Annotated in this window: 18 protein-coding genes and 1 pseudogene; 5 read left to right on the top strand and 14 right to left on the bottom strand. The window is 67.2% G+C overall.

Features of this window, described 5'->3' with window-relative positions; genetic code table 11:
- Positions 1–317: 317 nt before the first annotated feature.
- Genes QRO91_RS09450 through QRO91_RS09425 form a run of 6 tightly spaced genes read right to left on the bottom strand, consistent with a single transcriptional unit; the run spans position 318 to position 6,126 of the window.
- On the bottom strand, positions 318–1,313 hold the full coding sequence (locus tag QRO91_RS09450) for a phosphatidate cytidylyltransferase (RefSeq protein ID WP_049428980.1): 996 nt from the start codon (positions 1,311–1,313) through the stop codon (positions 318–320).
- Positions 1,310–1,939, bottom strand: a complete 630-nt coding sequence (locus tag QRO91_RS09445) for a 1-acyl-sn-glycerol-3-phosphate acyltransferase (protein ID WP_049428981.1) — start codon at positions 1,937–1,939, stop codon at positions 1,310–1,312. The genes QRO91_RS09450 and QRO91_RS09445 overlap by 4 nt, the downstream gene beginning before the upstream one ends.
- Before the next feature lie 13 nt (positions 1,940–1,952).
- The gene (locus tag QRO91_RS09440; protein ID WP_049428982.1) at positions 1,953–2,390 is read right to left on the bottom strand and encodes a hypothetical protein; all 438 of its coding nucleotides are present in this window, start codon (positions 2,388–2,390) and stop codon (positions 1,953–1,955) included.
- Entirely contained in the window at positions 2,387–3,691 is a 1,305-nt protein-coding gene (locus QRO91_RS09435; protein ID WP_238378662.1) for a phosphatase PAP2/dual specificity phosphatase family protein, read from the bottom strand. Before QRO91_RS09435 ends, QRO91_RS09440 begins: the two co-directional genes overlap by 4 nt.
- A gap of 23 nt (positions 3,692–3,714) precedes the next feature.
- On the bottom strand, positions 3,715–5,466 hold the full coding sequence (locus QRO91_RS09430) for a bifunctional alpha/beta hydrolase/class I SAM-dependent methyltransferase (protein ID WP_049428984.1): 1,752 nt from the start codon (positions 5,464–5,466) through the stop codon (positions 3,715–3,717).
- Between the two features lie 39 nt (positions 5,467–5,505).
- The gene (locus tag QRO91_RS09425; protein ID WP_049428985.1) at positions 5,506–6,126 is read right to left on the bottom strand and encodes a CDP-alcohol phosphatidyltransferase family protein; all 621 of its coding nucleotides are present in this window, start codon (positions 6,124–6,126) and stop codon (positions 5,506–5,508) included.
- A gap of 223 nt (positions 6,127–6,349) precedes the next feature.
- Here QRO91_RS09425 and purH point away from each other — a divergent pair, with 223 nt between their 5' ends.
- Genes purH through purD form a run of 3 tightly spaced genes read left to right on the top strand, consistent with a single transcriptional unit; the run spans position 6,350 to position 10,170 of the window.
- On the top strand, positions 6,350–7,933 hold the full coding sequence (gene purH / locus QRO91_RS09420) for a bifunctional phosphoribosylaminoimidazolecarboxamide formyltransferase/IMP cyclohydrolase (protein ID WP_049428986.1): 1,584 nt from the start codon (positions 6,350–6,352) through the stop codon (positions 7,931–7,933).
- Between the two features lie 16 nt (positions 7,934–7,949).
- On the top strand, positions 7,950–8,828 hold the full coding sequence (locus QRO91_RS09415; protein ID WP_049428987.1) for a hypothetical protein: 879 nt from the start codon (positions 7,950–7,952) through the stop codon (positions 8,826–8,828).
- Positions 8,829–8,886: 58 nt separating this feature from the next.
- Positions 8,887–10,170: a phosphoribosylamine--glycine ligase gene (purD, locus tag QRO91_RS09410; protein ID WP_049428988.1), complete on the top strand. Its 1,284-nt coding sequence runs from the start codon at positions 8,887–8,889 to the stop codon at positions 10,168–10,170.
- Positions 10,171–10,329: 159 nt separating this feature from the next.
- Here purD and QRO91_RS09405 read toward each other — a convergent pair whose 3' ends face one another.
- From QRO91_RS09405 to rhlB, 8 genes and pseudogenes are all read right to left on the bottom strand, one after another.
- The gene (locus tag QRO91_RS09405; RefSeq protein WP_100443706.1) at positions 10,330–10,662 is read right to left on the bottom strand and encodes a DNA-binding transcriptional regulator; all 333 of its coding nucleotides are present in this window, start codon (positions 10,660–10,662) and stop codon (positions 10,330–10,332) included.
- Positions 10,646–11,029 (bottom strand): annotated as a pseudogene (locus tag QRO91_RS09400) (type II toxin-antitoxin system RelE/ParE family toxin). Before QRO91_RS09400 ends, QRO91_RS09405 begins: the two are co-directional and overlap by 17 nt.
- 176 nt (positions 11,030–11,205) lie before the next feature.
- Positions 11,206–12,081 (bottom strand): RNA polymerase sigma factor RpoH, encoded by an 876-nt coding sequence (gene rpoH, locus QRO91_RS09395; protein ID WP_049428989.1) that lies wholly within the window; start codon positions 12,079–12,081, stop codon positions 11,206–11,208.
- Between the two features lie 278 nt (positions 12,082–12,359).
- Complete coding sequence (gene ung / locus QRO91_RS09390) at positions 12,360–13,073, bottom strand: uracil-DNA glycosylase (protein WP_049428990.1); 714 nt, start codon at positions 13,071–13,073, stop codon at positions 12,360–12,362.
- Positions 13,070–13,912: a response regulator gene (locus tag QRO91_RS09385; protein ID WP_049428991.1), complete on the bottom strand. Its 843-nt coding sequence runs from the start codon at positions 13,910–13,912 to the stop codon at positions 13,070–13,072. Before QRO91_RS09385 ends, ung begins: the two co-directional genes overlap by 4 nt.
- Before the next feature lie 7 nt (positions 13,913–13,919).
- Positions 13,920–14,867, bottom strand: coding sequence for a permease-like cell division protein FtsX (gene ftsX / locus QRO91_RS09380; RefSeq protein ID WP_049428992.1), 948 nt, complete (start codon positions 14,865–14,867; stop codon positions 13,920–13,922).
- 3 nt (positions 14,868–14,870) lie between these two features.
- Positions 14,871–15,557, bottom strand: a complete 687-nt coding sequence (gene ftsE, locus QRO91_RS09375; RefSeq protein WP_049428993.1) for a cell division ATP-binding protein FtsE — start codon at positions 15,555–15,557, stop codon at positions 14,871–14,873.
- Between the two features lie 169 nt (positions 15,558–15,726).
- Positions 15,727–17,451, bottom strand: coding sequence for an ATP-dependent RNA helicase RhlB (gene rhlB / locus QRO91_RS09370; protein WP_049428994.1), 1,725 nt, complete (start codon positions 17,449–17,451; stop codon positions 15,727–15,729).
- Positions 17,452–17,962: 511 nt separating this feature from the next.
- Here rhlB and trxA point away from each other — a divergent pair.
- Together trxA and rho are read left to right on the top strand one after the other, a co-directional pair.
- On the top strand, positions 17,963–18,292 hold the full coding sequence (gene trxA, locus QRO91_RS09365) for a thioredoxin (protein WP_005411275.1): 330 nt from the start codon (positions 17,963–17,965) through the stop codon (positions 18,290–18,292).
- A gap of 228 nt (positions 18,293–18,520) precedes the next feature.
- Positions 18,521–20,266 (top strand): transcription termination factor Rho, encoded by a 1,746-nt coding sequence (rho, locus tag QRO91_RS09360; RefSeq protein WP_049428995.1) that lies wholly within the window; start codon positions 18,521–18,523, stop codon positions 20,264–20,266.
- The last annotated feature ends 154 nt before the right edge of the window (positions 20,267–20,420 follow it).

The following is a 20,420-nucleotide window of genomic DNA, read 5'->3' as shown; positions in this document are numbered from 1 at the left end:
AAGCGCCAAGCGTATGGACGGGTCGAAGTGAAACCGAGAGCAACAAATTTTATGCTGTGTCCGCCCCGCCGCGCGACCAGATGAGCTGGGGCAACTTCCTGTGTCCGAACGGGGGTGTCTCCTTGGGCAAGTCCGCAGTTCCGAGCAATTGCTTTGTTGGGGTCTGGGGGGGTCGGGGGGGGGGGGGTGGGGGGGGGGGGGGGGGGGGGGGGGGGGGGCGGGGGCGGGGGGGGCGGGGGGGGGGGGGGGGGCGCCCCCCCCCCCCCCCCCCCACTACCGGTAGATCCACGCCATGCGTGGATGGAAGCCCGGCAGAATCACCCGCCCCCGCCCGCCTTCCAGTAATACCGCACCACATGGAAGAACACCGGCGCGGCGAAGCACACCGAATCCAGCCGGTCGAGCATGCCGCCATGGCCCTCGATCATGTGCCCCCAATCCTTGATGCCACGGTCACGCTTGATCGCCGACATCACCAGGCCGCCCCAGAATCCCATCAGGTTGATCAGCAGCGACAGGCCGAACGCCTGCAGCGGCGTGAACGGGGTGATCCACCACAGCGCAGCGCCCAGCGCGCTGGCACTCAGTACGCCGCCGATGAAACCCTCCACCGTCTTCGACGGCGACAGCTTCGGCGCGATCAGGTGCTTGCCCAGCAGCTTGCCCCAGATGTACTGCAGCACGTCCGAGGACTGCACCACGATCACCAGGAAGGCGAACAGCAGCACATTGCGCGACGGATCATGGCCGGGCACGTGCAGGTTCAGCAGCAGCGGCACGTGCGAGATGCAGAACACGCAGATCATCAGCCCCCACTGCACCTTCGCCGTGCGCTCCAGGTAGTGCGTGGTGTCGCCGCCGATGGTCGACAGGATCGGCAGGAACAGGAACGCATAGACCGGAATCAGCAGCGTGTACATCCCGTACCAGTCGATCCACACCAGGTAGTACTGCCAAGGCAGCACGATGTAGAACGCCGCCAGCAGCGCGTAGTAGTCACCCGAGCGCGTCGGTGCCAGGGTGATGAACTCGCGCAGCGCGAACAGCGAGATGATCGCGAACAGCACGATCACCCCGGCACGGCCGAAGAACAGCGCCAGCCCGACCACGATCGCCATCACCCACCATGCGCGGATGCGCGACACCAGATTGGCGATCACCGCGCTGGGCCGGCCGCGCTGGCGCCAGCGCAGCGATTCGGCCACCAGCGTGGCCAGTACCAGCACCGCACCGACGCCGGCGAACAGCAGGCCGGTCTGCTGGCCCACACTCTGCGTTGCCAGGTCGCCGGACACATCGATCAGGAAACTCATGCGCGCCCTCCGTTCGGCGCCAGGTCCAGCAGCGCCTGCCGGCTGCGGGCCAGGAATGCAGCCTTGTCCTCGTCGGCCTGCAACCGCAGCGGCGTGCCGAAGGTAGCCGTGCACAGCAAGGGCAGTGGCAGGAAGCGGCCCTTGGGCATCACACGCTTCAGGTTGTCGATCCATACTGGAACGAACTCCAGCTCCGGGCGTTGCCGGGCCAGGTGGTAGATGCCGCTTTTGAACGGCAGCAACGGCTCATCGCCCACGTTGCGCGTGCCTTCCGGGAACAGGATCAACGAGCAGTCCTCGTCCACGGCATCGCGCAGGGCCTGCAGCGGGTCCTGCTGGCGATGCCCGGCCTCGCGCTCGACCAGCACGCCGTTGAACACCGCATCGATCAGGTAGCGACGCAGGGCATCGCGCTGCCAGTACTCGGCAGCAGCAACCGGGCGCACCTGGCGCCGCAGCGCAGGCGGCATGGACGACCAGATCAGCACGAAGTCACCATGGCTGGCATGGTTGCCGTAGTACACGCGACGCTCGCTGGACGGCGCGCAACCGATCCACAGCGCGCGCGCGCCGGTCACCACATGGATCGCGCCACTGCAGGCGCGGGCAATCAGTTCGGCGAACATTGGTCCCTCCCGTTCACGTCTGCGGCCACAGCACGGCCAGCACCAGCAGTGCGAACTGCGCCGCGGTCAGCAGGTACTGGCGCAGCAGCAGGCGACGCATGCCGGCCCAGCGCGCGTCCCAGCCCCGCAGGGGCGCATCGGGCGCCGCGCGGCGCAGGCCACTGTCCTGCAGCAGCTGATCGGTGCGGCGCGCGGCGGCATCGCCGTCCAGGCCCTCATCGCGCAGCAGCTGCAGCAGGCTGGCGTCCAGCGCCACCCGCCACGCGTGGTACGTCTGCGCCGCCCCCGCAAACATGCTGGCCAGCAACCACCCTGCAGCGACCATCGCCAGGCCCGGCTCGGTGCCAAGCAGCAGCAATGCCACCAGCAGCAGCCCCAGCGACAGGCATGCCGGCCAACGCCCCTGCCGCAACAGCAGCTGCATGGTCGCAATGTCAGGCGTCGTGCTCATGCAGGGTCTCCGGCGGCAACGGTGATCCCGCGCAGGTGCGCCTTGCCCAGCACGATGCCTGGACGCGCTGCACGCACGATCGCCACCGCCGCATCGGCATCAGACGCACGACCACTGCGCAGCAGCCAGGCCGCCACGCTGGCAGCACTGCGCGAGTAGCCCAGCGCACAGCACACCAGCAACGGCCCCTGCGCCCGCAGGCGCTCGATGGCCTCGGCTGCCTCGCGCAGCTGCTCCGGCGTGGGCACCACCAGGTCCAGCATCGGCACACCGGCGTATGCCGCACCCGGCGCGCAGCAGGACAGCTCGGCGCAGGCATCGACCACGCCCACCAAAGGTGTCGGCAATGCCGTGCAGGGAATCCGGCCCAGCCACACGCCGTCCAGCACCGGCACCGGCTGCGGCGCGCGCCGGGTCCATAGCCGTGAATTCATCCACGCTGCCGCCAGATATGGAGCCAGCAGCCAGCGTGCCGCCATGGTCAAGCGACCATCGGCGCGCTTCTGGAACACCGCCGTACCCAGCCCGGCATAGGCAAGCGCTACCAGCAGCAGCGACGCCACCGGCCACAGCAGCCACAACGCCGCGCCACGCAGAAGCACCACCGGCACCAGCACTACAGTAGCCGCCAGCAGGTACAGCGCCGCCAATCGCCAACGTTTGGCATCGCGCGCAGTACGCCAGGCACGCAGCGGCGGCGTGCCCTGTTCCGGCCACAGCCACACGCACAGCCAGCCGGCCAGCAGCCCGGTCGGGATGTCGATGAAATGGTGCTGGAACGTGGTCAGCACCGAGACACCGATCAGCAGCGCCCACACATGCAGCACCCAACGCCACACGCCGTGCAGGTACTGCGCGAACTTCACCCAAAGCACGATCAGCAGCACGATGTGCAGCGATGGCGCCTGGTTGAACGGCTTGTCGAAGCCCAGCAGCACATCGAACAGCCAACCGAACACGCCGCCGATCTCCGGCCGCTCGAAACTGAAGCGCAGCGGCCACAGCAGGAAGCAGGTCACCGCGATCAGCTGTGCACTGAACAGCCGCAGCGCATGCCGGTCCAGTTCCAACCGTTGCCGGCACAGGAAGAAGGAGACTGCGTAGAAAAGGTCGATCGACCAGTACGGCACGATCGTCCACGGGACGAAGGGAATGCGCGTCTCCCAAGCGAACGCCATCACCGGCAGTTCGGCATGGCGACCGGCCATCCAGTTGGCGAAGCCGTAGCTGGCGAAGAAGAACGGACCCAGCAGGGCCAGCCACAGCAGAGCGCGCCGCCAGGGGCGCCCTTCCGCGGCCAGCGGGGTGGCGGCCAGTGTCGCCATCACGCGGTCCGGCGTGCCAGTGACACGGTGAAGATGCCGAATTCGTCGATGCGCTGCGCCACCTTCTCGAATCCAGCCAGGCGCACCAGCTCATCCATCTCCTGCTGGGTACGACGACGCATCACCCACGCTGCGCCGCCGCGGTGGCTGGTCAGCGCGCGCGCAATGAATTCCAGCTGCGGGTGCCAGGGCTGGCCGGTGTAGGCCAGGTAGCCGCCCACCGGCACCGTTGCGGCGATGCCCTGCAGCGAGCGCAGCACGGCGTCGTTGTCGGGGAACAGTTCGTACAGGCCCGACACCACCGCCAGCGTCGGCGCCGGATCGACCTTCGCCAGCTGCGACGGATCGAACGCATCGCCCTGCTCGAAGCGTGCGATGTCGGACGCACCGAGGCGCTCGATCAAGGCCTGGCCCTGGGTCACGTTCAGATCGCTGAAGTCACGCAGCACGATGCGGTCGGCGCGCTGTTCGCCCTGGCCCAGCGCTTCCAGCACATAGCGGCCATGCCCGGCGGCCACGTCCAGCACACGCACCGGCGTGCCTTGCCCACGCAGGCGCTGGGCGGCATCGCGCAATAGTTCCTGCAGGTGCTGGCCACGGATGCGGATGCCACGCCAGCCGATCGCATCCAGATAGTTGCGGTCGACCATGCGGCCGAACGGACCCTTGCCGCGCGCTTCGTCGCGATAGATGTAGTCCAGCGTGCTGCCGGAATCAAAACCGGTCTGCAGGCCCAGCGCGATGCCTTCGGACAACGTGCCGCCAAAACGCAGGCCGCCACGCACCACGCGCCAGCGCAGGTCCGCGAGGCTGTTGCGTTCCGGCGGCCAGGCCAGGATCTCCGATTCCTCGAAGGTCGGCCCGTGCCGGTGCGCATCGCGCCGTGACAGCTCACGCAGCGGCTCGGCGAAACGTGCCTGGATGAAACTGCGGATGCGCGCCAGCGCCGGTGCGCGGTCGCGCTCGCCCAGCGTGTCGTGGAAGAAGCCCGGCAGGTGCACGCGCTCCTTGACCGGGCTGGACAGGCGCTCGTAGAAGCGGTCCTGCGGGCCACGATGCACGACGAAGTCGGATCCGGACACCAGCAGCTGCACCGGCACGCTGATTGCCTGCGCATCGGCCACGATACGGTCGGCGGCCTCGTACAGGCCCAGCAGTACGCGCACCGAGATCGGGCGGGTGATCAGCGGATCGGTGCGGTAGCTCTCCACGCGCGCCGGGTCATGGGTCAGCCACTGCGGCTTGACGTAGCTGTTGACGAAGAAGTTGCCACGCAGCTTCTGCATCAATGCCAAGCCCGGGCGTGCGAACGGCACGTACAGCTTCACCTTGAACGCCGGCGAGGCCATCACCAGCGCACGCAGGCGCGGTGCGTAATCGTGCACCCACGTGGCAGCAACCACGGCGCCCACGCTCTGCGCGATCACCACGATGTTCTCCACCGCGATGCCGTGTTCGGCGCCGATGTGGGCGATGAAACTGTCCAGGTCACGCACCAGCGCCGGGAAGCCCGGTGCATCGCCACGTGCGCCTGGCGAACGGCCGTTGCCACGCGCATCCCAGGCGAAGAAGGCGGTGTCGGGCAGGTCCAGCTCGTCGACCAGGTGAGTGACGCGGCCGGAGTGCTCGTGGCCGCGGTGCAGCAGCACGATGGCCTTGCTGGCCGGGGCTGCGGTGGTGCCCGGCCAGTACCGGTAGAACAGCGGTACCTGATCGAAGCTGTGGAATTCCCGTTCCTGCGCCTGACGCATGCAATCTCCTGATTGATGTGGCGTGTTGTCTTGGTGTGTCTATCGCCGCGGCGTCGCCGCGGATTCCTTCAGCCCGTGCCGTACGCGATTGATCATCGTCAGCATGCACAGCACTGCCATGGCTGCGGCCACGCCGCTGACCGTCATCGCACCACCCCAGCCGAACGCCAGCAGCAGGCCCAGCACGCCGATCAGGAAGGCGCGGTCGCTCTTCCCCATCGGGCCGTCATAGCGACGGCTGGCCCCGACCATCAGCCCCAGCACGCCGGCGTATTCGCTCAGTGCCGCGGTCCAGGCCAGCAGCCACAGCGCCTCCGGGCGCACGCCGGGTACGCTGAGCAGGCTCAGGTACAGCGCCGCATCGGCGATCACATCGCACACTTCGTTCAGATAGGCGCCCAGCCGCGATTGCTGGCCGAATTCGCGCGCCAGCATGCCGTCCACGGCGTTGAGCGCCATGCGCAGCAGCATCCACAACGGCAGCAGCAGGTACAGCAGGGGCTGGGCAGGCGCGCAGCACCACACGGCCGCGGCCACCAGCAGCGAGACCACGGCGGCGGCCACGGTCACCGTGTTGGCGGTGATGCCGAGGCGGTAGAGCCCGCGCACGGCCGGACGCAACAGGTCCTGGAAACGTCCTTTCAATGCATAGATCGACATGATCCGTACCCGCTGATCCTTGGCAGTGCGGGCACAGCCTACCCCATCGTCGACTGATTCCGACAACCCGTCGCCGGTCCGGGGCTCAGCCCCCTGATCGGGCCGGATCAATGTGCCCAACCCGGTCCTGGGCCGATTGCTGCGGCAAATTACCCCTTCCGGCACCCGCCACCGGCCCCCACCGCCTACAATATCGGCCCCGCTCCGCTGCCGATTCTGTCCCATGACTGCTGATCTGTTGCCCGTCCGCCGGGCCCTCCTCTCCGTTTCCGACAAGACCGGTCTGGTCGAGCTGGCCACTGCGCTGGCGGCACGCGGCGTGGAGCTGCTGTCCACCGGCGGCACTGCCAAGGCGATCCGCGATGCGGGCCTGGCCGTGAAGGACGTGGCCGAGGTCACCGGTTTTCCGGAAATGATGGACGGCCGGGTCAAGACCCTGCACCCGATGGTGCACGGCGGCCTGCTGGGCCGCTCCGGCCTGGACGACGCAGTGATGGCCGAGCACGGCATCGGTGCCATCGACCTGCTGGTGCTGAACCTGTATCCGTTCGAATCGGTCACCGCCAAGGCCGACTGCACCCTGGCCGACGCGGTCGAGAACATCGACATCGGCGGCCCGGCCATGCTGCGTTCGGCAGCCAAGAACTTCGCCCGCGTGGCAGTGGCAACCGATCCGTCGCAGTACGCCGAACTGCTGGCCTCGCTGGACGCCAACGGCGGCCAGCTGACGGCTGCCACCCGCTTCGCGTTCTCGGTGGCCGCGTTCAACCGCGTCGCCCAGTACGATGCGGCGATCAGCAACTACCTGTCGGCGGTCACCGCCACCGACGCCGCCGTGCCGGCACGCGCCGAGTACCCGGCGCAGATGAATTCCACCTTCGTGAAGGTGATGGACCTGCGCTACGGCGAGAACCCGCACCAGAGCGGCGCGTTCTACCGCGACCTGTACCCGGTGCCGGGCACCCTGGCCACCTTCCAGCAGCTGCAGGGCAAGGAACTGAGCTACAACAACCTGGCCGATGCCGATGCGGCGTGGGAATGCGTGCGCCAGTTCGATGCGCCGGCCTGCGTCATCGTCAAGCACGCCAACCCGTGCGGCGTGGCCGTGGGTGCCGGCAACGGCGATGCCTACGAGCTGGCCTACGCCACCGACCCGACCAGCGCCTTCGGCGGCATCATCGCCTTCAACAAGCCGCTGGACGCCGCCACCGCCAAGGTCATCCTGGACCGCCAGTTCGTGGAAGTACTGATCGCCCCGGACTACGAGCCGGCCGCGCTGGAATACGCACAGAAGAAGGCCAACGTGCGCGTGCTGCGCATCCCGCATGGTGATGGCCTGAACAACTTCGACAGCAAGCGCGTGGGCTCGGGCCTGCTGCTGCAGTCGTCGGACAACCGCGGCATGACCCGCGACGAACTGAAGGTGGTCAGCAAGCTGGCACCGACCGACAAGCAGTTCACCGACCTGCTGTTCGCGTGGAAGGTGGCCAAGTTCGTGAAGTCCAACGCGATCGTCTACGCCAAGGACAACCGCACCATCGGTGTCGGCGCCGGCCAGATGAGCCGCGTGTACTCGGCCCGCATCGCCGGCATCAAGGCCGCCGATGCGAACCTGGTGGTCGAGGGTTCGGTGATGGCCTCCGATGCGTTCTTCCCGTTCCGCGACGGCATCGACGCCGCTGCTGCCGCCGGCATCAAGGCAGTGATCCAGCCGGGCGGTTCGATGCGCGATGCCGAAGTGATCGCCGCCGCCGACGAACATGGCCTGGCCATGGTGTTCACCGGCGTGCGCCACTTCCGCCACTGATGCTGGAGCGACACGGATGTCCACAGCTTCAATGAAATCGCTGGCCGTGCTCGCCCTCGCAGGCACGGCCACGCTGGCCGGCTGCAAGCCCGCAGTGGCCCCCCCGCCTGCGCCGGCGTCGGAGGCCGCCACGTCGGCCCCTGCCGAGCCGACGGCGCACGTGAGCCGCACCGCACGACTGCGGGCATTCCTGGTCCAGCGCTATGGCAAGAAGGCCAGGCTCTCCGGTGAATGGCACGGCAGCTGGAACGACGACGGCGAGACCCGCCCGATGGACTGGCACGTCTGCGCCGAGCAACCGGTGGTGAGCGGTGACAGCTGGCAGCAGTTGCTGGCGGTCTGCGGCGCACTGTCCGAAGGCGCACACATCGATGCGGGAATGATCGACTTCTTCGTGCTGCGCCCGAAGGGCGATGGCTTCGAAGTGGCCAGCGAACTGACCGGCGAACGCTTCGGCAGCGGCGGCCAGCCCGGCACGGTCAGCGTCATCCGCGCCGGCAGCGACTTCCATGGCTTCCGTGTCGAGGACGGCTGGTTCGGGCAGGGCTTCTCGCTGCTCTCGCAGTCGCTGATCCTGCCAGGCCCGAACGGCCTGGTCGCCACCGGCAGCGTCCGCAGCCATATCGACAATGACGCCCAGTACGAGTGCGACAACCTGGGTCCCGGCACCGACCCGGACACCGCCGAAGACTGCCGCACCCGCCGCTTCAGCATCGATTTCGCACTGCGTTTCGACGACAGCGATCGCAGCGCGCGCATCTGGCCGCTGCTGATCGAGGAAACCGGCACCACCTGTGGCGGCAAGCAGGTCCGGCAGGAACACCGCTTTACCCTGGACCCGAAGACCTGGGCCTATTCCTTCCCCGAATCGCTGCGACGCGAAGGCTGCGAATGAAGCACCTGCGCCGACGGGGACATCGACCTTCCCTTCCCACGCAATCTGGAATCTCGTGATGAACGTACTTGTCATCGGCTCTGGCGGCCGCGAACACGCCCTGGCATGGAAGCTGGCCCAGTCCTCCCGTGTCACCGAAGTGATCGTGGCGCCCGGCAATGCCGGCACCGCCAGCGAAGACAAGTGCCGCAACGTGGCGGTGAAGGTCACCGACATCGACGGCCTGCTGGCGCTGGCCCAGGCCGAAGGCGTGGCGCTGACCGTGGTCGGCCCGGAAGTACCGCTGGTGGCCGGCGTGGTCGACCGCTTCCGCGCCGCTGGCCTGCGCGTCTTCGGGCCGACCGCCGCAGCCGCGCAGCTGGAGGGCAGCAAGGCCTACGCCAAGGATTTCCTGGCCCGCCACAACATCCCCACCGCGTTCTATGCCGTGCACACCGAGGTGGATGCGGCGTTGGCCTACATTCGCGACAAGGGCGCGCCGATCGTGGTCAAGGCCGATGGCCTGGCCGCCGGCAAGGGCGTGATCGTGGCGATGACCCTGGCCGAAGCCGAGGACGCCGTGCGTGACATGCTGTCGGGCAACGCCTTCGGCGACGCCGGTGCGCGCGTGGTGATCGAGGAATTCCTCGATGGCGAGGAAGCCAGCTTCATTTCGATGGTGGACGGCGTGCATGCGCTGCCGATGGCCACCTCGCAGGACCACAAGCGCGTCGGCGATGGCGACACCGGTCCGAACACCGGCGGCATGGGCGCATACTCGCCGGCCCCGGTGGTCACCCCGGAAGTGCATGCCCGCGTGATGCGCGAGGTGGTGAACCCGACCGTGCAGGGCATGATCGCCGACGGGATCCCGTTCACCGGCTTCCTCTATGCCGGCCTGATGATCGATGCCAACGGCGCGCCGAAGGTGATCGAGTTCAACGTACGCTTCGGCGATCCGGAAACCCAGCCGGTGATGCTGCGCCTGCAGTCGGACCTGGTCGAGCTGGTGGAAGCGGCCATCGACGGCCGTCTGGACCAGGTGCAGGCGCAGTGGGACGCACGGCCGTCGCTGGGCGTGGTGATGGCGGCGAAGCCGTACCCGGAAGCGCCGATCACCGGTGACGTGATTTCCGGCCTGGATGAAGTGCCGGCCACTGCCAAGGTATTCCACGCCGGTACGGCATTGGATGCACAGGGCCAGGTGGTCAGCGCCGGCGGCCGCGTGCTGTGCGTGGCCGCGCTGGGCGACAGCGTGGGTGATGCGCAGGCCAATGCCTACGCCGGCGTGGCCAAGGTGACGTGGGCCAACGAGTTCCACCGCAACGACATCGGCTGGCGCGCGATCGCACGCGAGGGCTGAGGCCGACGCGGCATCAGGGCATCCATGCATCGCGTGGATCCACTGGATCTTGCCGCATCCATGCATGGCGTCGATCATGCGGGGCTTGGGGTAGATCCACGCCATGCGTGGATTGAACACCATGGAAAAGCGAAGGCCCGGCAGAACCGGGCCTTTGCTTTACAGGACTGCTTCGAGGCCCTTCCGTTCAATCAGGTTAAGCAACTTCAGTGACGGTCCGCTGGGCTTCTTTTCGCCCTGCTCCCAGCTGCGTACGGTGGAAACGCTGGTATTGAGAACTCCCGCAAATACCGGCTGACTGAGCTGCAATGACGTACGCAGGGCACGGATCTGGGCACTGCTGTATTCAGGGACCGGCTCAAGGCAAAGCGCTTCGTAGCTGCTCAACCGACGTTTATCAATGAAACCATGCGCGTGCAGACTCACAGCCGCATCATGCACCGCTTCAAGAAGCGCACTTTTCGCACGCCGTCGCTCAGGGGGCTTCGTCATGGCCGATCTCCTCTAGATCCCCGTATTCCACGGCACGATTCAGCTGCGCCGTACTCATTTTCAGGAACTCCGATGCGTACAACTGCAGCGCATCCCGTTCCGCATTCGTGATCGCAGTACGTTCATTCTTCTCGTAGCCGAAAAGGAAGAACCAATGCCCGCCTCGCTGCGTAGCGACGATGATTCGAACGCTCCCACGCTTTCCTCGCCCCGGCAACGCAACGCGCTTCTTGAAGATTCAGCCGCCAAGATCAGCATCCACCAGACCCGCTTCCATTTCACGTACCGACCGGTACAGCGCAGCGTCGGACAGGGTGGTCCTGCGCATGCTGCGATTGAAACTTCGTGTGCGGAAGATGCGTGGCATGATCATACCGTGCCACTGCGTGGTACGGCGTGAACATCAGCATCCAGCACATGACCCGGTCGGCGCAATCACCGCCCTGGCGTCAGAGTAGAGCCACGCCATGCGTGGCCAAGCCCCACAAATGAAGAAGGCCCGGCACTGCTGCCGGGCCTTTCACAATTCCAACGCCCTCCCGCTTACGCGGTGAACAGCGCCTTCATCTTCTTCAGCGCGTTCGCTTCCACCTGGCGGATGCGCTCGGCCGACACGCCGTACTCGTCGGCCAGCTCCTGCAGCGTCACCTTGCTGTCGGCATCCAGCCAGCGGCGGCGGATGATGTCGCGCGAACGGGCATCCAGCTCGGCCAGGCCTTCGCGCAGCAGCTGCATCTGGTTGTCTTCGCTATCGGCACGTTCGTAGGCCATCGACGGATCTTCGTCGTTGGCGACCAGGAACGCGGCCGGCGACGGCGGCGCGTGTTCGTTGTCCTCGTCGGTCGGCGCATCGAAACCGATATCGCGACCGGACAGGCGCGATTCCATTTCCATGACCTCGCGCTCGGACACGTTCAGGTCCTTGGCGACGGCACTGACTTCAGCCGCGTTCATCCAGCCCAGGCGCGTCTTCGACTTGCGCAGGTTGAAGAACAGCTTGCGCTGCGCCTTGGTGGTGGCGACCTTCACGATGCGCCAGTTCTTCAGGATGAACTCGTGCATCTCGGCACGGATCCAGTGCACGGCGAAGGAGACCAGGCGCACACCCATTTCGGGGTCGAAGCGCTTGACCGCCTTCATCAGGCCGATGTTGCCTTCCTGGATCAGGTCACCCAGGGCAAGGCCATAGCCGTTGTAGCCGCGGGCCACGTGCACCACGAAGCGCAGGTGCGAATGCACCAGCTCGCGGGCGGCGTCCAGATCGTTGCCGTCGCGGAAGCGACGGGCCAGGTCCTGTTCGTCATCGACCGACAGCACCGGTATCTGGTGCACGGCACCGATGTAGGCGTCCAGCGAACCGAGCGCACTGGGAATCGGGAGATTGTTTGCCACAAGGGCAGTAGAGGTGTTCTGGCTCATAGGCACCCATCTTAGCAGTCCGGGATTTGGACTGCTAAAGGAGGAAAAAGTTCCAGCATCCTATTGATGCAACACTGGTCCCAAACAGAGCCCTACCGTAGCGCGATTTGATGACAGTGGCGAGCATGCTTTTCGGGATTCACAATCCCTTGGAATTCAAGCAATTACCTACCGGAAACCGGCCGATTCCGGTCAAGCTTAGCTGAACAGGCCGTCCCGGACGCCCATTCAGGGCCGGCAACGTTGCCCGGCGTTCAGCCCCGGACCGGCACCGCCGCTCAGAGCGCCGAACGCGGCGGCAGCGACCAGTCGACCGGGGCCTGGCCGCGGCGCTGCAGGTACTCGTTGGCCATCGAGAAATGCCGGCAACCCAGGAAGCCACGGTGGGCCGACAACGGCGACGGATGCGGCGACTTCAGCACGCGGTGGCGGCGGGTATCGATGACCTTGCCCTTCTGCTGCGCATAGGCGCCCCAGAGCATGAACACCAGGCCTTCGCGTTCGCGGTTGAGCACATCCACCACGTGATCGGTGAAGCCTTCCCAGCCACGGCCCTGGTGGGCGCCGGCCTTGCCCTCTTCCACCGTCAGCACCGCGTTGAGCAGCAGCACGCCACGCTGCGCCCACGGAATCAGGCAGCCATGGTCCGGGCGCGGGAGGCCGAGATCGCTCTCGATCTCCTTGTAGATGTTCAGCAGCGACGGCGGCACCGGTACGCCAGGCGCCACCGAGAAGCTCAGGCCATGGGCCTGGCCTCGGCCGTGGTACGGGTCCTGGCCGAGGATGACCACCTTTACCTGCTCAAACGGCGTGGCGTCGAACGCAGCAAAGATCTGCGGGCCAGGCGGGAACACTGCCGCACCAGCGGCCTTGCGCTGGCGCAGGAAGCTGGACAGCTCGCGCATCTGCGGCTGCAGGAGGTAATCGCCGACATGCTGCTTCCAGCTCGGTTCCAGCTGGATCGTCGGGGTGTCGGCTACTTCATCCATCATCGAATCAGGGGTCCATCGTTCAATCGGGCCAGCCGCAGCTGGAACAACACCTTGGTGACCAGCAGCCGTTCTTCGATCGGCTTGAGCACCAGGTCGTTGGCACCGGACTGCAGCAGCCCGGTCTGGTTGTGCGGGTTGCCGTCGCCGGTCATCACCAGCACCGGCAGGCGGCGCTTGCCGTAGCCAAAGTCCACGCGCACGCGCTGCACCACATCGCGGCCGCTCAGTTCGCCCTTCAGGGTGACGTCGGTCAGCACCAGGTCGATGCGGTGGCGGCTGCGGCCCAGCGACTCGGCAGTGAGCAGCGTGAACGCCTCTTCGGCACTGACCACGTGCAGCACGTTCAACTGCTGACGTTCCAGCATGCGCTTGGTCGCTTCGGCCACCACGCGGCTGTCCTCGATGTAGAGGATGGTGGCGCCGGGAATGGTCTGCGGCTGCACATAGCCGCGGATGAAGGTCGCCAGCGCTTCATGGCCGAGAGACTTGTCGAAATAGTCGGTGACGTACTCGGTAAAGCGGCGCTGCTCCAGGTGCTGCTGGGCGTCGCCGGACACCACGATCACCGGCACATAGGCCTGGCCGGCGGCTTCGCGGACCATCCGCGCCAGGGCCAGTCCGTCGCCGTCACGCAGCGTCAGCGAGGTGGTCACCAGGTCCACCGGGCCCTGCGCCAGCGCCTGCTGCGCGTCCTCGATGCTGTCGCAGCCGATCACGTCCACGCCGGGCAGGTCGCGCTTCAGCACGTCGGCGATCAGCTTGCGCACCAGCTTCGAGCCATCGACCACCATCACCCGCGTCGCGGGCCCTTCAAGGTGCTTCAGCGCTTGCGGTTGCATGCCGGTCTCAGGTGTCGGTCGGGCGCGTCTGGCGCAGGAAGTGGCCGGTCACCAGCCACGCACCCAGCCAGCCCAGCAGCAGCGTGCCGAGCAGGACCAGGCCGCCATGCAGCAGGTCCAGGCCGTGCAGCACGAACGGACTGCCGTAGCTGCGCGAAAGTTCGGCCAGCGGCACGCGCAGCGCGGCACCGGCGGCGCCGATCAAGGCCAGCGCCACTGCACCGGCACCCAGGCCATACCACGCGCCCAGGTACAGGAACGGGCGGCGGATGAAGCCATCACTGGCACCGAGCAGCTGCAGCACGCCGATCTCTTCGCGGCGGGCCTGGATGTCCAGGCGCACGGTGTTGCCGACCACCAGCGCGGCGCCGACGCCGAGCAGCACCGACAGCACCTGCACCAGCCGTGCACCGAACGCCAGCCAGGCATCCAGGCGCTGGCGCCACAGTGCATCGTGCTGCACCAGGTCGGCCTCGGGCAGGCTCTCCAGCGCACGTGCCAGGCGTGCGTCGTCCTTGCCCTGGCCGGGGGTGATCACCAGCAGCGAGGGCAGCGGATTGTCATTGAGTGCGTCGATCGCCTCGCCGAGGCCGGCATCGCGCAGTTCCTGCAGGCCCTGCTCGGGCGTGCGCACGTTCACTTCGGCCACGTCGTCGCGGTCGCGCAGCTGGCCGGCCAGGCGCAGCGCACCGGGACCATCGACGTTGCCCTTCAGGAACACGTTGATGTCGCGCGACTGCTGCACGCTGCCGGCGAACTGCTTGAGGTTGTCCAGCGCGATCGACAGGCCCAGCGGCAGGGCCAGCGCCAGCGCCATGACCATCACCGTCAGCAGGGTCGCCCACGGCTTGCGGAAGGCACGGCCGAGGCTGAACACCACGCTGTGCGCGTGGTGCTGGAACCAGACGCCCACCCGAGAGGGAGCGGCGGTTTCGCTGTTTTCGTTCTTCGCCATGCGTTACTCCGCCAGGTCCTGCGGCGAGATGTCATCCACCAGCCGGCCATGGTCGAGGATCAGCACGCGCTTGCGCATGCGGCGCAGCAGCGGCAGGTCGTGGCTGACCACCAGCACGCTGGTGCCGCGCGAGGGCAGCTCGGCGAACAGGGCCATGATCTCCGCCGCCAGGGTCGGGTCGAGGTTGCCGGTAGGCTCGTCGGCCACCAGCAGCTTGGGTTCACCGACAATGGCGCGGGCGATGCCGACGCGCTGCTGCTCGCCGGCCGACAGCTGCGAGGGCAGTGCCTTCTCGCGATGGCCCAGGCCCATCCGCTCCAGCACCGAGCGCACGCGCTTGCCGATGTCGCCGCGGCGGGTGCCGCGCAGGATCAGTGGCAGCGCCACGTTCTCGGCGATGGAGCGGTCCATCAGCAGGCGATGGTCCTGATAGACCGCACCGACCGCGCGACGGTGGCGGGGCACGTCGCCGCCGCGCACCTTCAGCAGGTTGCGCTCGTCAAACACGACGGCACCGCGGCTGGGCCGCTCGTCCAGGTGGATCAACTTGAGCAGGGTGCTTTTGCCCGCACCGGAATGGCCGGTGACGAACAGCATCTCGCCCGGCGCAACCTCGAAGCTGACATCGATCAGCGCCTCGTGGCCACCGGCGTACTGTTTGCTGACATTGTCGAAGCGCAGGACACTCATGCCCCGATTATGCAGGAGCGGCGCGACGGCGTGGAGATGGTGGGGCGATTGGTGGCAGCCGCGAGAGCAGCCGAGCGTAGGCTCGGCTCTACAGGGCGGCATGGGGGCTGTAGAGCCGAGCCCATGCTCGGCTCAGTGCGGACCAAGGTCCGCACCCACCCCCGGCCGATCAGCTGCCCGACAGCATCCGGCGGATCTTGCGGCCGATGCGGGTCAGGAACGAATCGCCGGTATCAGCGGCCGTGCGCACCGGCTTGGCCACCACCTGCACCGGGGTGACCGGGCTGGCGCTGTTGCCGGTATTGGCCTGCACGCCCTCGGCACCCTCGACCGGACGGCCGTGGCGACGACGACGGCGCTTGCGCGGCTTGTGCTCGCCGTCCACCGCACCTTCCGGTGCGCCTTCGGCACGCGGCGGGCGCGGCGGACGCGGAGCCTGGGCGGTGGCGCCATCGGCACCGGCGGCCGGCGCGGCAGCGCCCTGCTCGCCTTCCACGCGTGGCTTGCGCGGGCCACGCGAACGGCGTTCGCCGCTGCGCTCACCGTCACGGCCACCACGGCCACCACCGCCGCCGGAACGGCCGCCACTGCGGCCACCGCCTCGACGCTCTTCCTCGGCGGCGCGGGCTTCGCGCGCTTCGCGGAAGATCTGGCCGACGCTTTCGTTGTCCTCGCCTTCCTCGCCTGCCGCCGGGGCCGGGCGTTCCGGGCGCGGCAGCGGCGTCAGCAGTTCCTTGGTGACCGGCTCGGACGGAATCTTCTGCTCGATGTAGGCCTCGATGTCCGGCAGGCCCATGGCGTAGCGCTCGCAGGCGAAGCTGATCGCGTCGCCCTCTTCCCCCAGGCGCGCGGTGCGGCCGATGCGGTGCACGTAGTCTTCGGCATCGAACGGCAGGTCGTAGTTGTAGACGTACTTGATGCCGTCGATGTGCAGGCCGCGGGCGGCCACGTCGGTGGCCACGAGGATTTCCAGCTGGCCCTTCTGGAAGCGGTTGAGCAGGCTCTCACGCTTCTTCTGCGGCACGTCGCCGGACAGCACGCCCACGCGGTAACCGGCCTTTTCCAGCGAACGCGCCACGCGCTCGACGAACACCTTGGTGTTGACGAAGACCATGGTGCGCGCGCCTTCGCTGCGCGACAGCAGGCCGAGCAGCAGCGGGATCTTCTCGTCGTCGGCCGGGAAGTAGATGCGCTGGCGCACGCGGGCGGCGGTGATGGTCTCGGCTTCGACCACCAGCTTCTGCGGCTCGTTCATGTGCTCGTAGGCCAGCTCCAGCACGCGATGGCTGAGGGTGGCACTGAACAGCAGGGTCTGGCGGGTGGTGCGCTCGGGCATGCGGCGCAGCAGGAAGCGGATGTCCTTGATGAAGCCCAGGTCGAACATGCGGTCGGCTTCGTCCAGCACGCAGATCTCGCAGGCGTGCAGCGAGACCACCTTGTGCTGCTTGACGTAGTCGATCAGGCGGCCCGGGGTGGCGATGATCACGTCCACGCCCTGCTGCAGCAGTTCGCGCTGCTTGTCGTAATCCACGCCGCCGTAGACCAGGGCGAAGCGCAGGCCCAGGTCGGAACCGAACTTCACCGCATCCTTGTGGATCTGGATGGCCAGTTCGCGGGTCGGGGCGAGGATCAGCGCGCGCGGATCTTCCGGCTTGCGGTCGGCCAGCGCCGGACGCGTCAGCAGGCGGTTCACGACAGCGACCAGGAAGGCCAGGGTCTTGCCGGTGCCGGTCTGGGCCTGGCCGGCAACATCACCGCCGGGCAGCGCGACCGGCAGGGTCAGCGCCTGGATCGGGGTGCAGCGGGTGAATCCGGCTCCTTCAAGACCGGCCTGCAGGGCCGGATGCAGCTCGAAGGAGGAAAAGGTCAAATCGGTCAGCGGTTTGTCGCTCATGAGTCCGTCTTGGTATGGCCGCCGGCCCGTGGGGCGGCTGGCACTTCATCGTCTAGGGGCACCGTCGCAAACTGCGGCCCCTGCGGCGGGTTGGCAGGCTGGGACCGCTCGGTCCGAACGCCGCACAATGGCCCAGTTTAACGCACTCGGGCCGGCAAACCGGAACGCCCTGTCTCACGAACCGAAGAGACGACCAGTCTTCATCCAGCCACACCGGACTTGAACGACCTGGCCGGGCCCGCTGGTGTCGCCCGCTGCCACCCCCATCTTCGGGAAGACAGTGAAATCCGACACATACCGAGCTTCGAAGCGATCACGATACGCTGGGTTCCAGCCGGCGCCTGTCCCCGCCCTGCGATAGGGGTACACTGCCGGCCGTGAGCGTCCAGGCATCCCGCCGAACGCACCGCGGCAGTGCGCCGCGAGGCAACGACGAGGGTCGCGCCACCGGGCATGGCCCAGTTCACCCACCTCCGGCATGGCCGGGTGCAATCCAAGACGAGAAACCAAGATGAGCGACAAGGTTGTACATGTCGGCGACGCCGACTTTGATAGCGCAGTGCTGAATTCCAAGGAACCGGTGCTGGTCGATTTCTGGGCCGAATGGTGTGGCCCGTGCAAGATGATCGCCCCGGCGCTGGACGAACTGGCCGATGCCTACCAGGGCCGTGCCAAGATCGCCAAGGTCAACGTCGACCACAACCGTGCGCTGGCCGCCAAGTACCACGTGCGTTCGATCCCGTACCTGGTCGTGTTCAAGGACGGCGAGAAGGTCGGCGAGCAGATCGGTGCGGTGGGCAAGGCCCAGCTGGCCGGCCTGCTGGACAAGGCCCTGGCCTGATCCTGCTGTTCCCCGGCAGCCGCCGACCGCGGCTGCCGGCGGGCGCACCGCGCCCATGATGAATGCTGTTCCCGGCAGCCCTTGCATGGCGCCGCAGGCCGATGATAGTGTCGGCATATCCGGCCGCGTTCGCGTGCCGCACCCTCTGGACGCAGTTTCTTCCAGACCCATTCCCAACGTTCGCCGCCCCAGCCGGGCGCTCGCACCTTCAAGCGAGGAATAACGCTCTTGTCCGATAACACTTCCGAAACCGGCAGCGCTGATGCGCCCGCCGAAAAGCGCGTGCGCAAGCCCCGCGTGAGCAAGGCCGCCGCCCCGGCAGCCGCCGAAACCAGCGCCGCTCCGGCGCAGCCGACCCTGCCGCTGGCCGCCGCGCCCGAGGCACCGGCCCCCGCCTCCGCACCGAGCGCACCCGCCGCCGAGGCTCCTGCCAGCAGTGGCGGTGGCGAAGGCGGTGAGGGTCGCGAATCCGGCCAGCCGCGGCAGCAGAACCACCAGGGGGGTGGCCAGAACCAGGGCCAGAACCCGTACAACCAGAACGGCCAGCAGGGCCAGGGGCAAGGCCAGGGCAACCGCCGTGACCGTTTCCGCAACCGCCGCGACCGTGACCGCAACAACAACCGCTTCCGCGACGACGGCCTGCCCAACGACGGCGGCGAGCAGCAGCCCTTCGTGCCGCGCCCGCATGCGAACGTGCCGGAAGGCTTCCCGGTTTATTCGCTGAGCGACCTCAAGCGCATGCCGGCACAGAAGCTGCTGGAAATCGCCGAGCAGCTGCAGATCTCCGAAGGCGTGGCCCGCGCCCGCAAGCAGGACGTGATCTTCGCCCTGCTGAAGGTGCTGACCCGCCATGGTGACGGCGTCGCCGCCGACGGCGTGCTGGAAATCCTGCCGGACGGCTTCGGCTTCCTGCGCGCGGCCGAAGCCAGCTACCTGGCCGGCCCGGACGATACCTACATCTCGCCCAGCCAGATCCGCCGCTTCAACCTGCGCACCGGCGACCACATCTCTGGCCGCATCCGCTTCCCGAAGGACGGCGAGCGCTACTTCGCGCTGAACATCGTCGACACCATCAACGGCGAGCCGATCGAAGCGTCGAAGAACAAGGTGCTGTTCGAGAACCTGACCGCACTGTTCCCGCGCCGCCGCTTCACCCTGGAGCGTGGCAACGGTTCGTCGGAAGACATCACCGGCCGCATCCTCGACCTGATGGCACCGCAGGGCAAGGGCCAGCGCTCGCTCATCGTGTCCCAGCCGAAGGCGGGCAAGACGATGATGATGCAGCAGGTCGCCACCGCCATCACCACCAACCATCCGGACGTGCACCTGATCGTGCTGCTGATCGACGAGCGCCCGGAAGAAGTGACCGAAATGCAGCGCACCGTGCGCGGCGAGGTCATCAGCTCGACCTTCGACGAGCCGGCCGCGCGCCACGTGCAGGTGGCCGAAATGGTCATCGAGCGTGCCAAGCGCCTGGTCGAGCACAAGAAGGACGTGGTGATCCTGCTGGACTCGATCACCCGCCTGGCCCGCGCCTACAACAACGTGGTGCCGAGCTCGGGCAAGGTGCTGACCGGTGGTGTGGACGCCAACGCCCTGCACCGCCCGAAGCGCTTCTTCGGTGCCGCGCGCAACGTGGAAGAAGGCGGCAGCCTGACCATCATCGCCACCGCGCTGGTCGACACCGGCTCGAAGATGGACGAAGTGATCTACGAAGAGTTCAAGGGCACCGGCAACAGCGAAGTGCACCTGAGCCGTCGTATCGCTGAAAAGCGTGTGTTCCCGGCCATCGACATCAACCGTTCGGGCACCCGCCGCGAAGACCTGCTGATCGAACCGGAACTGCTGCAGAAGATCTGGATCCTGCGCAAGCTGCTGCATCCGATGGATGAAATGGCCGCGATGGAATTCCTGCTCGACAAGATGAAGAACACCAAGTCCAACGACGAGTTCTTCGGTTCGATGAAGCGCTGATCCACGGCATTGCATCGAAAAGAACCTGCCGCTCGCTGCGGCAGGTTTTTTTTTGCCTGCAGGGCGACCCACTTCACTTCACCGCCGCCCGGTTTTGGCGATAATCCGCCCGATGCCCTGCCCGGCCCCGAGGGCCTGGCCACCGATTCCCGCT

The organism is Stenotrophomonas maltophilia group sp. Smal32, assembly GCF_030237085.1.
Taxonomy (GTDB): Bacteria; Pseudomonadota; Gammaproteobacteria; order Xanthomonadales; family Xanthomonadaceae; genus Stenotrophomonas; species Stenotrophomonas maltophilia_Q.
The sequence above is the reverse complement of the archived record's forward strand: the minus strand, read 5'-3'. Positions and strand labels throughout refer to the sequence as shown.